The sequence below is a fragment of the Brunnivagina elsteri CCALA 953 genome (assembly GCF_002289455.1).
Classification (GTDB): domain Bacteria; phylum Cyanobacteriota; class Cyanobacteriia; order Cyanobacteriales; family Nostocaceae; genus Brunnivagina; species Brunnivagina elsteri.
In genome coordinates this window covers 1-13,912 of the sequence record NZ_NTFS01000159.1, presented here as the reverse complement: position 1 = coordinate 13,912, position 13,912 = coordinate 1, and the positions used below count along the sequence as shown (strand labels likewise).

The window sequence follows — 13,912 nt, the reverse complement described above, 5'->3', positions numbered from 1 at the left end:
TTGTATTCCGACTTCTATCTTCTGCAAAAAAAAGCTTATCATTAACAGCTTAATTAATACAGGTATTTATTAATTCTTCCACACCTGCTACTGAAATAATTTTTGTATTCAATTTAGCAGCAACATCCTCAACACTTATATCGTCTAAAAACAGCGATTCACCATGTTTGAGCATGACACTTGGTAATAAAATTCCATCATTAAATTCTTGCCCTTGTAATTTAAATAACAAATCATGTCCCGTCAACAAACCAGTCACACTAATATTTTGTCCCCAATAGTCACTTGACAAAGCAGACATCTTAACCTCTAATCCTTCAACCGAATTTAAACGCTGCAAAATTGGCTGAAACGCCATCTCAACCGCATTTCCAACTACCCAAGTAAACTTTCGGCTTGATTTTTTTACAGACAAACTTGCTGGTAATAACTTATCTGCGATCGCATCAAATTGTTTGAGAAACAAGCGAATTGAACCGACACCATTATCAATTTGTGGGTAATCCCCATACTCAGATTCACATGGTAACTCCTCACCAGCAATCAAAAACCACTCATCTGCTAACCAAACAATGGGATAACCCCACTGCTGACGAAATTCTTCCTGAAGACTCCGCACTTGTAAAATCACCTCTTTTGCCTTTTCTGGGGTAACAGGTACTAACTCATCTTCCGATGGACGAAACCGGGTTAAACCCACAGGAACCACAGCCACGGATGCCACAGCAGGCAAGTCATGTGTATAAAACGACGCTAAATCCCTAATGGTTTGTTCCAAGTGCTTGCCATCATTGATACCAGGACATAATACAACTTGTGCGTGTATTTGTAATCTTCGCTCTTGAAACCATTTAATTTGCTCTAATATTTCCCCAGCGCGTTGATTTTTGAGTAGTCGAATTCTGACATCGGGTTCGGTTGCATGTACTGATACATACAAAGGAGACAATCGCATTGCTTCAATACGCTGCCATTCTCTTGTAGACAAATTGGTGAGAGTGAGATAGGAACCGTAAAGGAAACTGAGACGGTAATCGTCGTCTTTGAAATATAAACTATCGCGCTTACCAGGTGGTTGCTGGTCAATAAAACAAAAGGGGCATTTATTATTGCACTGAATTAAATTGTCGAAAAGTGCGGTTTCAAATTCAAGTCCTAAATCTTCGTCATAATCTTTTTCAATCTCAACATGATGAGTCTTCCCCGATGTATCTAAAACTTCGAGTTCGAGAAATTCATCCGCACATAAAAATCTATAGTCAATTAAATCACGGGGTTGACTACCATTGATGCTAACGATCGCATCTCCAGCATCAAAGCCAATTTCGGCAGCGATTGAATCTGATAATACTTTTGTGATTAGGGCAGGACGGATAGACATAGGATAATGGGCATTAGGCAAATGGGCAATGGGCAATGGGCAATGTATTGTATCCGCTCGGTATTTCCAACCAGCCACTACCCATCATCTATTATCTATTACCCTATGACCCATTGCTCAATCACCAATTATTTAAATATTCCTTGTGCGATCGCAATTAAAATAGTTGTCCCAAATGCTAAACGATACCAAACAAATACCCAGTTACTGTTACTTTGCAGGAATTTGAGTAACCAAGCAATTGATAAATAGGAAAATATAAACGTGGAAATAATCCCGACTGTCAGGGGTAAGAACATATCCGGTACTTGGAGAACATCTTTAGCTTGAACCAAAGTTGCGATCGCAAGTGTTGGTAAACCTAACAAAAATGAAAATCTGGCTGCCGTCTGTCGCTGCAAACCCATAAATAAAGCAGTTGTCAACGTTGAACCCGAACGGGAAGCACCAGGTAGAAGCGCTATCATCTGTCCCAAACCGACAATTATCCCATCTTTAACCTCTACATCCTCAAAACCACGCTTACGGGAACCAACTTTTTCAGCTAAACCCAAAAGCGTTGCCATCACAATTGACATAATTGCGATCGTTAATGGACTTTCTAACTCGACTTTGAGAACTTTCAGTACCAAACCACCCAACAATGCAGGAACAGCCCCAATTGCAATCCCCACAAGCATCTTCCATTCATATCGCTGCCATTCTTTGCGCTGAAATGCCAACCAAGCACCTTCAAAAATATTGCGGATATCATTCCAAAAATACATCAATACCGCAAACACACTACCAAGCTGAATCCCATCAACAGCTTCCTTTTTCCAAGCATCCCAGTGTAAAACATCCCTAAATATGATTAAATGTGCCGTACTGCTGATAGGCAAAAACTCCGTAATCCCCTGAACTATGCCCAAAACGAACCCTTGGACAACCTTCACAATCAAACTTGGTTCGTTTGTCGCAGTGCTACCAGCAACTTGCATTAAGTGATTTCCCACAGGATGTAAAAAATCAATTCCACCCGTAACAAATATTATCCCCATTAACTAGACTCCAGAAATAACTGTGTAACCATACAAAAACGAATTATCCAACTTTACGTCCTCATAGTCAGTTATTCCGGGAGACATATTTCTAAAGAAAGGCAATCGGCAAACGTAGAGACGACCCGGTGGGTCGTCTATCTCTTTTACCCACATCCAATATTTATGTATAATAACAATGCCCCTGGGGGGGATTTTTGATTATTTTATCTTAAATAAGATAAAGTTAAGTAACAAATATTAAAATTAAAGACAAAATTAAAAATGTGCTTAATACTGCTTTGATTAATACAAGCTTGTCCCCATATACAACTACCACATTAGAAACCATTCAGGAAGATATACAAGATTGTGAGAAAGAACTCGCAGTTATCCCCATATCTCTTCCTTACTCCCTCACTCCTCCCCTATCTCTTCTCATTTTCAGTACATCAGTTTTTTTAGTCACAGTGCCAGTATTTATCGAAGCACCTTTGGTCAGGATTTTACCTTGGGTAAGTGTTGCTTTGACAGGGTTTTGGGTTTGGCTGAGTTTATTCTTAATATCCCGCAAGGATACATATGTGTGGGGGGACTTATTATTCGGCTTTAGCTGGAGTTGGTTAACAGGTTCAATCTATTGGGGTTGGTTGCGTTGGGAACCCCTCTGGCATTTACCTGTAGAAGCGATCGCACTACCTTTTGCTGTTTGGTGTTTGTATCGAGGTTGGGGCAAAGTTGGTAACTGGTTCTATTTAGGTTCTTTATTTGGAACTGTGTTAACCGATGTTTACTTTTATTTAACAAACTTAATGCCTTACTGGCGGCAGATAATGAATGTGGAAGCGGAAATTGTACCGTCAATATTAAAAGCCGCTTTAGTCCAGGTACAGACTCCTTTAGGGCAATTATGGGCAGTAATTTTGGGAGTTCTATTATTATCGGTCGGATTTTTACCTTTAGTTCGACAGCAAAATCATTGGTATGCTTTTGGAGGCGCTGTTTTCAGCACAATTTTAGTTGATACCCTGTTTTTGTTAGCTGCTGTTTTTGCCTGAAAATCATCCTTCTGAGAAATTACATAACTTAGCAAAAATGTCATTAAATGTAGCGAAGTTTATGGATTTTAGTTAATTTTCTGTAATAAACCTAGCCAAACCCCTAAGCGGTAAGTGTTTTGGGTGTTAATTCGCTGTATATTAGTGTCTGATAACTGCTGTGTTTTAATTTAACAATAGAAGTTTGTTACTCGTCCTGTTTGTTCTTTGTTCGATGGTAAAGAGGTAGAAACATCGTGAAACGATTGGCGCGTTTATTATCAATGCTGAGTTTGTTGGTAGCATCTTTGGGATGGTTGGGAACTGCTCAACCTGCCCAAGCTAGCACATTTGACCATTTTTCATTTCAATCTGTACCCGTTCTTGCAGTTGAAGAATTTAAAGATTTGCGAAACCGGGCAGATGATGCGTTGGCAGAGGTTTATGGTAAACAAATCGATTTAAATAATACCAATATTGCTTCTTTTCAGCGCTTCCCCGGACTTTATCCGACGCTCGCAAGCAAAATTGTTCAAAATGCCCCCTACAAGGATGTAGAAGACGTTTTGAATATTCAAGGATTAAGCGAACGTCAAAAGCAAATTCTGCAAAAAAACTTCGATAACTTTAGAGTTACTGAAGTTAACAGTGTCTTTACTGAAGGAGACGACCGTTATAACAACGGTATTTACAGATAAATAATACTAGGTATGGGGGATAGGGAATTCATAATTCCTAATCCCCTATGAGACGCGATATATCGCGTCTCTACATTCCAAACTCCAAACTCCAAACTACTAATTCCTAACTTTTTCCCGTTGCCCAATTTACTACCTTGTCTGAGAACAACATTCCCGATCGCTTCGATGTTTTAGTAGTAGGTGCGGGTGCGGCTGGACTCTATACCGCACTCTGCTTACCCGAAAGCCTGCGTGTTGGCTTGATTACTAAAGAAACTGTTTCCTTATCTGCTAGTGACTGGGCACAGGGTGGTATTGCTGCTGCTGTTTCCCCGGAAGATTCACCGAAGTTGCATGTTGAAGATACTTTGCGAGCTGGTGCGGGGTTGTGCGATCGCACTGCTGTCGAATTTCTCGCTGAACATGCCCCTGCTTGTATTCAGTCTTTAGTAAATCTTGGTGTCGCTTTTGACCGTGACAATCAGAATTTAGCATTAACTCTGGAAGCGGCTCATTCCCGTCACCGTGTTCTCCATGCTGCCGATACAACGGGGCGTGAAGTGACTACAACTTTAACCTCGCAAGTTCTCAAACGCCCAAATATCGAGGTGATTCAGCAGGCGTTAGCTATCTCCTTGTGGCTACATCCAGAAACCGGACGCTGCCAGGGAATCAGCCTATTTTACCAAGGGCGCATCACTTGGGTAAAAGCAGCAGCCGTTGTTATGGCAACTGGTGGTGGAGGTCAAGTATACGCACAAACAACGAACCCTGCGGTAAGTACTGGGGATGGAGTTGCGATCGCATGGCGCAATGGAGCGATTTTACGGGATTTAGAATTTGTCCAATTCCATCCCACTTCCCTGACTAAACCTGGTGCAGACCACTTTTTAATTAGCGAAGCGGTACGAGGTGAAGGGGCACATTTAGTTGACGATACAGGAAGACGGTTCACCTTTGACTATCACGAAGCTGGGGAATTAGCCCCCCGAGATGTCGTCAGTCGAGCTATTTTCAACCATCTCCAAAAAACAGCCTCTGACCCAGCCACAGCCAATGTCTGGCTGGATATGCGTCCCATCCCTGCTGACAAAATCCGTCATCGTTTCCCCAATATCGTCAAAGTCTGCCAGCACTGGGGAATAGATGTGTTCTCAGAACCGATTCCTGTGGCTCCGGCAGCACATTACTGGATGGGTGGCATTGTCACAGATTTGAATAATAGCACCAATATTCCAGGGCTTTATGCAGTGGGGGAAACCGCTAGTACTGGGGTACATGGAGCTAATCGCTTGGCGAGTAATTCCTTACTGGAGTGCATTGTCTTTGGCGCCCAGATGGCAAATATCGAAGATGAGGTGTTGGCAATGGGTAAGAATTTGACAGTATCTACATCTTCAAATCAATCTGCATATTTTGATATTTCCGCAGACGAATGTCTGAAAATGCAAGCCTATCTCGACGACTTGCGGGAAAATATTCCCCGTTTGATGTGGCAAAGTGCTGGTATTTGCAGACAACAGCAAAGTATGGCAGATGCTGTTACTTTGACTGAAATTTGGCAGCGTGAATTTGCCGCATTACCAATCACTCAATTTATAACTACTTTAAATCCCGGTGATTCAGCCACTTTCCCCGATTCTATCCACATACCTCAAGCTAAAAAATATTTGCGATCGTGGGCAGAAACCCAAAATCTCCTAGATATAGCCTACCTAATTCTTAAAAGTGCTGCCTTCAGAACCGAAAGCCGAGGTGGGCATTATCGTCTCGATTTTCCCGAACCTGTAATCGATTGGGAAGCACATACATTAGTACAAAACAACACCTGGTTCAAATCTTCGACCCAGCGCAAAAAACAGTAAAGACGACCCGATGGGTCGTTTTCTTATGTATAATTAGGCAGTTATTAACGCGTCCCACTTCCATGTTCGCTATCTGGTCCACCATAATTGGGTGGTTGATACTCGTCACCAGATGGAGATTCCAATTGAACTGGTTCTGTAGTTCGGTAATCTACCTTGATAATAAGGTTGTTGCTTCTTCCTGCGTAGTTGAATTTAGCGGCATCAGCAATCCTTGGTAATATTAAATGCGCTCCAATGAAAAATATAATCGCACTAGTTATTCTTAAACTTGCTAACATAAGCTCAGTAGACCCCCTGTTTTTATAGCTACTTAACTTGCGATTTTGTTAAGTAACACTACTAAAAAATTTTGAAAATTAAAAAATTTATCGAGTAATTGGTTTTTATCAGATCGGCTTTTTTTTGTTTAGAAACCTTCCGTGAAAATTACCAAAGGGTAATCTCGGATAGCAAATCCTACAAAAAACATTAAAGCATTAACCCCCTTTTTACATCACCCTTAGGGGTGATGAAGCGATAACACAATAAACAAGTTCTTGCATATCAAACTACTTCTATTTCACAGCATCTTAGTCATTTTCCGTAGAATTACTCTGTCTACCCGAATACGAATTCCAGTAAATTTACCCTTGATTCAAGTTTTTACTCGAATATTCAGGATATTCATATCTCAAAAATACCGATTTTCCAGGATGACATGTTGCCAAAATGGCAAGTATTAGATATTTTAATACATGCAATAATTAATATTTGTATTAAGTTTTCTATTAACCTAAGTAAAAACTCGTACTTGTACTGTGGGTGGTTAAAAACTAGACTTTCCAAACTGCGATTAGCTGATGCTTAATATCTAATTACTAAGCGAATACGTAGCGATTTTTACCCATGTGTTTAGCGCGGTACATGGCAGAGTCAGCTTGTTTAATCAATGTTTCTGCATCTTGACTGTTGAGTGGGTAAATACTGATACCGATACTGGCAGAGACTCTGGCGACATTATTTTCTAGGACTATTGGTTCTGCGATCGCAATTAATATTTTTTCAGCGACTCTTGCGGCGACATCTTCTTTAGGTATTGCCCGGAGAATAATTATAAATTCGTCACCACCAAGACGGGCTACCGTATCGCTAACACGGAGGACATTACTTAGTCTCCCAGCAATAGTAACTAATAAGCGATCGCCCATTTCATGACCTAAGGTGTCGTTGACTTGTTTGAAACCATCTAAGTCAATAAATAACAGCGCTACCATCAAATCGTTGGTTTTAGCCCAAGTTAGGGATTCTTCGATTTGTTCGGCGAATAATTTGCGGTTGGGTAAACCAGTCAGGGGGTCGTGATAGGCTAGATAACGGAGACGGTCTTCTCGTTGTTTGAGTTCACTATTGGAGCGGAATAACTCAGCAGCAGAACGTTTTAAGTCTTCCTCCATTTGCTTGCGTTTGGTAATATCCCGGATTACCCCAACTAAAAAATAATTACCCGCAGCATCTTTGTGAAGCGATCGCTTGGTGGCAATTGAGTAAGTATTACCCCTAGAATCGGTTAATTCTTCTTCGATTTCGTGGGGTTGTTTGGTTTGCAGAACTTGTTCATCGGTAGCACGAAAAGCATCAGCTTGATGTTTAGGGAAAAAGTCATAGTCGGATTTTTCTAATAACTCTTCTTTGCGGTAGCCAATTAAATTACAATAAGCTTCGTTTAAAACAATCCACTTATGTTTCTTATTTTTAACAAAAACAGGATCGGCAATTGTGTTGATGACTTGATCTAAAAATTCTTTGGAGCGTTTCAACTCATCTTGAATGTAAGCTATTTGACAAGTAGCTGCCAAGGTTGAACCCAACAAAGCAATTAATCCCGGCATGATTGGTATCCACCAACCATCGAGAAATAGGATAAAAGCGCAAACAGTAAATAAAAAGCATAAGCCTACAATTGTGGAAAAACTGGCAGTAATACTTTTAATTCGCCATCTAGTAATAGCACCTAAATAAGCACAAACGATAATCCACAACCATTCTAATGAATTTGACCAAACTTTGATTAAGGGTCTACCGTCGAGTGCAGCTGCAACCAACTCGTTGGTAAAATGAGCTTGTAACTCCACACCTGCCATTGTCCTTGCTGTACCAATTAGGGGACTCGAAAAGGGAGTCTGTACGTAGTCTTGCAAAGAAGGAGCAGTCGAACCAATTAAAATAATGCGATCGCGTATCCAATTTTCCGGTACTCTATCAGCTAGAACTTCCCGTAATGGAACTTTGCGAAAACCCCAAGGTTCTGGTTTACAGGTTTCACAACTCGATGAAGAAAAATTTGTTAGGATTTGATAGCCTTTATTATCAGCAGCTATATAAGAACCGTCAGAGGGTTGAAAACGTTTAAATACAGCTTTACCTAATTGTAAATATTCGGAATTCTTCAGAGAAGCCTTGGGAGTAATATTATCAACTTTGAGATACTCCTTTGCTAATTTTAATGAAAAGCTCTCGTGAAGCTGATTATCGATATGCCAATAGAGTAAATTTCGTCGTATTTTACCATCTGCATCAAAGACAAGATTATTAAAACCAACCCGATTTCTATCTAAATTATCAGGTGGAGAAGCCTGCTGTTCCTGATTCCGCGATAGTGTTTCAATCCCGATCGCATTCGTCTTTTTAAAAGCCTTAGCTAAATCTTCCCGACCATTTCCAGCCTTTAAATCACGATAAATATCCAAGCCAATGATGCGAGGTTGATATTGATCTAATTTAGTTAATAGTTTGGCAATAATCTGATCGGGTAAAGGCCAAGTTCCAACTGACCTCAAAGAAGATTCATCAATCTCTATAATTGTAATGCGTTCATCTGCTGGTTCCAAAGAGCGCATCTGAAAAAATCTATCCCAAGCTGCCCATTCAAATGATTGTAATAAACCTAGCGATCGCAACGCAATAATGAAGATCGCAACGCCAAAAGTTGCAACTAACTCTCTTTTTCCTTTGATTGAGGGCAGCTTTAGTTCCAACAATAATATCCTCAGGCGTTTGTCTAGGTGCTTAGTCATTATCATCACTCAATCAGTAGACTTTTTTCATCCCTGGATAGTATAGTTAAACCTCGTCTATCTTGAGAACTGTAGTTTCCATAAAGACCTTGAGATTGCTACCCTGCGGGTAGGCACGAAGTGACTTCCGAAGGTAGCCGCGTTAGCGTCTACCTTACGTAGCAATGACAGATTTGAATCGCTAAAAAAACTCCGAGTTTCATCATGGACGAGGTTTACCATGCAGTGACAACTATAGGTGTATTGGCATCCTTGGGCTTTGTCAACATTGTCATCAAAGCAAATTGGAAAATGTAATCTTCTCACACTCGTGTCAACTTGAATGTAAAACCTCGGAAGTTTTATTAATAGCTCATAAATATGTATATATTAGCTTTAAGTTATTAATAATCAACTGAATAAGAAGTCAAATTGGGAATTGGGTATTAAAAAAACGCCTATAAAAAATAAATCAGGTACAGTTCTGCTGTACCTGAGTCTAAAAGAAAAATTTTATTACCGACTTACTTGAAATATTTAAAGTTTTGTGGTCCGGTATAACCTGTGACTTTGGCTAATTCATCCAAATTCTGTACGCCACTATATTGCTTCCCGTTAATAATCCAAGTGGGGAAGCCTTTAATACCTGCCGCTTGGCAATCTTGTGGTTTTCCTTTTGGACTTTGAGCAGCGCATTCTACTTTGATATTGCTTTCGGAAAGAACCTTTTCAGCTTCTTTGCCAAAGATTAATTTTTGCTCGTGACAATGGGGACACCAAAAAGCACTGTATTCTTTAGCCCCAGATTTAACTAAATGCTGTGCCAATTGAATTTCCGCATCTCCGGAAGTCGTTGTAATTTCCCAGCCAAATTCAGGATTGGGTTCTCCAACTTTACCGGGAGTCGGATCGAATAGAATTTTTCCACCTTTGCCAATTTGGACTGCTTCTGGTGAAACTTTTCCGAGTTCAAGTTTTCCACCTTTGCCAATACTGCCATAAACACCCAAAGTTCCAATCAGTGTCACCATCCCCACAATGATTGCGGTGAAGAATATTTGCCCAAAATCTTCCCAGGAACGACCAATAATAGTCAGTACCAAAAACGAGAGGGAAAATGTGGCTGAGGCAATGCAGTAGGGACAAACAGCTTGGATGCGGAATGCCATGACAAACATTAGATAACTACTAAAAACGGTCATGGCGATCGCGCCAACCAGTAATAGCAGCCAGGTCACATTTTCCAGCTTTTTGCGCTGCTCTTTATTTTCTTCCGGTTTAATTGCCAGGGGTAGCAAGGCAAATATCACCATGCTCAGGTAAGCCAAAAGTCCATAAATTGGCAGTGGGATACCCGAACCAACGGGAATTTCTGCCCAAGGGCTAGAAAGAACGTCATTACAGCCTGCTTTTCCAGCAGTTTCGGCAATACAAGCAACAGTACCTTTGGTTAGCTTCTCATAGGTGAGATAGGCAGTGGTCAAGGTACCAAGTCCTGCGATCGCAGCAATAATAATCCGCGAATAGCGATGAATCCAAGGAGTAGAACGTCGGCGAATCATAAATCTTCAGGGGAGTTGGGAGTTAGGAGTTAGGAGTTAGGAGTTAGGAGTTAGGAATTTTGCCTTCCACCTTATTACCTTTTCCCTTCCCCTTTTTCCTATTTTACAAATGTAATTTTACGGAGGGTATTGATTTACTCTCGTCTTTGAAATTGCGGCTTTGACGGGCTGCTTCCACAAATTGACTGACGCGGTTTGGATCGATTGGTTGCTCAATTTTTCCTTGCCGTTTCAGCGAACTGGAAACAATCGCTCCGTCCGCAGCCTGCATTAGTGTAGCAATATTGTCCAAACTTGCTCCACTACCAATAAATACAGGTGTACCGTTGGCTGCTGAGGTTGCTAGTTCTAAGTCTTGCAAGTCGGGGGGACTGCCTGTTGCCCATCCTGATAGAATTACAGCATCAGCTAATCCCCGTTCGATGGTGTCTTTGACGGCAACCGTTAGGTTGGGAGAACTCAAGGGACGGGCATGTTTGACTAGTACGTCGGCAAAAATTTTGACATCGCTGCCCAATTCGCGCCGATATCGTAATAATTGATGGGCTTCCCCTTCGATCAGTCCTTGGTCGGTTGCCATGACTCCTGTAAGTACGTTGACACGAATAAATTGTGCCCGTACACAACTTGCGATCGCTAATGCACTTTTTCCATCGTTCCGCAGCACGTTTAAACCGATTGGCTGTGTCACTAAATTCTGGATTCGCTGCACTACCACTGTCATGGCACTTACCACTGCTGGATCGACCTGATTTTTAGTAAATGGTGCATCAAAAAAATTCTCGACAATAATACCATCAACACCCCCACTAGCAAGGGCTGCTGCTTCTTGTTCGGCACGGTCAATCACCGCTTTTAAATTTCCTCCCCAACGGGGTGAGGTTGGCAGTGGTAGAAGATGAACCACGCCAATAATTGGTGTTCGGGTTTTAAATAACTGATATAAGTCCACGTCTTTTAATTAAACCGTTTTGCGGAGTCCATAGGAGCTAATCCCCAATTGGAAGAGTCGGAGTAGTACTTGGGAGGGTTTTCCTTTTCTCACAACTACCGTACCATTTAGGAACTTGCATTCCAGAGTCTATGGGTCTATTACCATTAACCCTTAATTTTGAACCCTGAGCGATCGCAAAAACTAGTAAAAAAAAACTTTTTACTAGTGGTCGGTTTTATGCGTCCCTCTTAAGGAGGAATTTCTCGTTAAACCTTCCATAAGATATGTTAAGATGGAATCTGGCTACAAGAGGAGCTTGCCACTCATCCGACGCAACATTTCCATTTTTTGGCGGAACTGTTACCTTCTATACAATTACCTGAAACTAAATTACTCTCTGAGAAGTTAGTTGTGGTGTAATGAGTTTTGAAAGGATAATCGCGTCACTTAACGAGTTGGTCACCAGCAGCCCGCAGTTTCATGCTTTCCCAAGCAAAGGTTGCATTACCGTGAGCGTTTTTTCTAATTGCGCTTGCGATTTACCCAGGGTTGCGACATCCTTTTGAATACGCCACAGGCATCTATAAATTTGCATTTATGACAATTTATTGATGTCATCCAGAGGGCGACTTCCCGACGGGTAGATTTACAGCGCAGTAGCTGCGGTAATGTAAAATACCAACAGCTATTTTTTAAATAAAAGTAACAAGCGAATAATTTACCCTAAGAATCTTTGTTTTTCCTCTGGAAAGCAGTTAGTTCCACACATCATAACATGTTCTCGAAGTTGTTTAAGGGCATGGTTCCTGCGTTTAGCAGTACATGACTGAGCAAGAAGAAAGCATTTGGATATTTAACTTTTTCATGACTGTTTCATTTCAATAGCAAATGTTCAAAAATAGCCAGCAGATAATGCCGTTTCTATTTTTGACAAACAAGAAAAACCGGAAGAAATTCTCAATATATGGGTGATAAGCCAACGATTGCAATTTCTCATCTAGGCTGCGAGAAAAACCGAATTGATACAGAACATATGCTGGGGCTGCTTGTAGAAGCGGGTTACGGCGTAGATAGTAATGAAGATTTAGCCGATTACGTTATTGTCAACACCTGTAGTTTTATCCAGGCAGCACGGGAAGAATCCGTTAGAACCTTAGTCGATTTGGCGGAAGCGAATAAAAAGATAGTCATTACTGGTTGCATGGCACAGCATTTCCAAGAGCAATTATTGGACGAGTTGCCGGAAGCCGTGGCTGTAGTTGGAACTGGCGATTATCACAAGATAGTCGATGTGATTCAGCGTGCCGAGAATGGCGAACGAGTCAAAGAAGTTAGCGCCGAACCTACATATATTGCGGATGAGTTTACACCGCGCTATCGGACAACTACCGAAGGTGTAGCTTATTTAAGAGTTGCAGAGGGATGCGATTATCGTTGTGCATTTTGTATCATTCCCCATCTACGGGGAAACCAGCGATCGCGTACTATTGAATCGATAGTGGCAGAAGCGAAGCAACTAGTCTCGCAAGGGGTGCAGGAAATTATCTTGATTTCCCAAATCACTACCAATTATGGTTTAGATATATATGGCAAACCACAATTAGCCGAATTGCTACTTGCTTTGGGGAAAGTTGACATTCCGTGGATTCGGATGCATTATGCTTATCCAACAGGACTTACTCCCGATGTGATCAAGGCAATTCAACAAACTCCAAATGTTTTGCCTTACTTAGACTTGCCCTTACAACACTCACACCCAGACGTTCTCCGTGCAATGAATCGTCCCTGGCAAGGACGGGTTAATGATGCAATTATTGAAAGCATCAAAGCCGCAATTCCAGATGCGGTAATGCGGACAACGTTTATTGTCGGCTTCCCTGGAGAAACCGACGCTCACTTCGACCATTTGATGGAATTTGTCCAACGTCATGAATTTGACCATGTTGGAGTATTTACTTTTTCACCAGAGGAAGGAACAAAAGCTGCCACATTACCTAACCAAATAGAACAAGAAGTAATGGAACAAAGGCGCGATGCCTTAATGGCGCTTCAGCAACCGATTTCACTCCGAAACAACCAAAAACAAATTAATCGAATTGTGGATGTCCTGATTGAACAGGAAAATCCCGAAACAGGAGAATTAGTCGGTCGTTCGAGTCGCTTTGCCCCAGAAGTCGATGGGCTTGTATACGTTCGTGGGCAAGCCAAATTGGGAACCATCGTCCCAGTTGCAATTCAAAGTGCAGATGCATATGACCTTTACGGTCAAATCGAAAATAACTGAATTTGTAGTTAATTGTTAATCGTTAGTGATTAGTGGTAACAGAACCAATCACCTAACACCAATACTAATTAAACCGTTACCAATTAACTAATATCTAATACCCATTAACCCGTTA

10 protein-coding genes are annotated in these 13,912 nt (G+C 41.2%); 4 read left to right on the top strand and 6 right to left on the bottom strand.

The window, feature by feature from the left end:
• Positions 1–49: 49 nt before the first annotated feature.
• Both CK510_RS15090 and CK510_RS15085 read right to left on the bottom strand, forming a co-directional pair.
• On the bottom strand, positions 50–1,381 hold the full coding sequence (locus CK510_RS15090) for a TIGR03279 family radical SAM protein (RefSeq protein ID WP_095722488.1): 1,332 nt from the start codon (positions 1,379–1,381) through the stop codon (positions 50–52).
• 128 nt (positions 1,382–1,509) lie between these two features.
• Positions 1,510–2,421 carry an undecaprenyl-diphosphate phosphatase gene (locus CK510_RS15085; protein ID WP_095722486.1) on the bottom strand — a complete coding sequence of 304 codons (912 nt, stop codon included), beginning with the start codon at positions 2,419–2,421 and terminating at the stop codon, positions 1,510–1,512.
• A 281-nt stretch (positions 2,422–2,702) separates the two neighbouring features.
• Between CK510_RS15085 and CK510_RS15080 the strand changes: the two genes are divergently transcribed.
• The 3 genes from CK510_RS15080 (at position 2,703) to nadB (ending at position 5,982) form a co-directional block, all read left to right on the top strand.
• A complete protein-coding gene (locus CK510_RS15080) occupies positions 2,703–3,458 on the top strand; it encodes a DUF3120 domain-containing protein (RefSeq protein WP_095722487.1) in 756 nt (251 codons plus the stop codon).
• 236 nt (positions 3,459–3,694) lie between these two features.
• Positions 3,695–4,135, top strand: coding sequence for a photosystem II complex extrinsic protein PsbU (gene psbU / locus CK510_RS15075; RefSeq protein ID WP_095722485.1), 441 nt, complete (start codon positions 3,695–3,697; stop codon positions 4,133–4,135).
• 137 nt (positions 4,136–4,272) lie between these two features.
• A complete protein-coding gene (gene nadB, locus CK510_RS15070) occupies positions 4,273–5,982 on the top strand; it encodes an L-aspartate oxidase (protein ID WP_095722484.1) in 1,710 nt (569 codons plus the stop codon).
• Positions 5,983–6,026: 44 nt separating this feature from the next.
• Here nadB and CK510_RS15065 read toward each other — a convergent pair whose 3' ends face one another.
• From CK510_RS15065 to btpA, 4 genes are all read right to left on the bottom strand, one after another.
• Positions 6,027–6,263 carry a hypothetical protein gene (locus CK510_RS15065; protein WP_095722483.1) on the bottom strand — a complete coding sequence of 79 codons (237 nt, stop codon included), beginning with the start codon at positions 6,261–6,263 and terminating at the stop codon, positions 6,027–6,029.
• 579 nt (positions 6,264–6,842) lie between these two features.
• Positions 6,843–9,038 carry a CHASE2 domain-containing protein gene (locus CK510_RS15060; RefSeq protein ID WP_095722482.1) on the bottom strand — a complete coding sequence of 732 codons (2,196 nt, stop codon included), beginning with the start codon at positions 9,036–9,038 and terminating at the stop codon, positions 6,843–6,845.
• A 503-nt stretch (positions 9,039–9,541) separates the two neighbouring features.
• The gene (locus CK510_RS15055; RefSeq protein ID WP_095722481.1) at positions 9,542–10,579 is read right to left on the bottom strand and encodes a vitamin K epoxide reductase family protein; all 1,038 of its coding nucleotides are present in this window, start codon (positions 10,577–10,579) and stop codon (positions 9,542–9,544) included.
• A 103-nt stretch (positions 10,580–10,682) separates the two neighbouring features.
• Positions 10,683–11,531: a photosystem I biogenesis protein BtpA gene (btpA, locus tag CK510_RS15050; RefSeq protein ID WP_095722480.1), complete on the bottom strand. Its 849-nt coding sequence runs from the start codon at positions 11,529–11,531 to the stop codon at positions 10,683–10,685.
• Between the two features lie 946 nt (positions 11,532–12,477).
• Here btpA and rimO point away from each other — a divergent pair.
• Positions 12,478–13,797, top strand: a complete 1,320-nt coding sequence (gene rimO, locus CK510_RS15045; RefSeq protein WP_095722479.1) for a 30S ribosomal protein S12 methylthiotransferase RimO — start codon at positions 12,478–12,480, stop codon at positions 13,795–13,797.
• The last annotated feature ends 115 nt before the right edge of the window (positions 13,798–13,912 follow it).

Excerpts from the sequence above, each read along its gene's own strand:
- CK510_RS15055 (WP_095722481.1), bottom strand. The coding sequence starts at position 10,579 with ATGATTCGCCGACGTTCTACTCCTTGGATTCATCGCTATTCGCGGATT.
- CK510_RS15065 (WP_095722483.1), bottom strand. The coding sequence starts at position 6,263 with ATGTTAGCAAGTTTAAGAATAACTAGTGCGATTATATTTTTCATTGGA.
- CK510_RS15060 (WP_095722482.1), bottom strand. The coding sequence starts at position 9,038 with ATGACTAAGCACCTAGACAAACGCCTGAGGATATTATTGTTGGAACTA.
- CK510_RS15090 (WP_095722488.1), bottom strand. The coding sequence starts at position 1,381 with ATGTCTATCCGTCCTGCCCTAATCACAAAAGTATTATCAGATTCAATC.
- rimO (WP_095722479.1), top strand. The coding sequence starts at position 12,478 with ATGGGTGATAAGCCAACGATTGCAATTTCTCATCTAGGCTGCGAGAAA.
- CK510_RS15085 (WP_095722486.1), bottom strand. The coding sequence starts at position 2,421 with ATGGGGATAATATTTGTTACGGGTGGAATTGATTTTTTACATCCTGTG.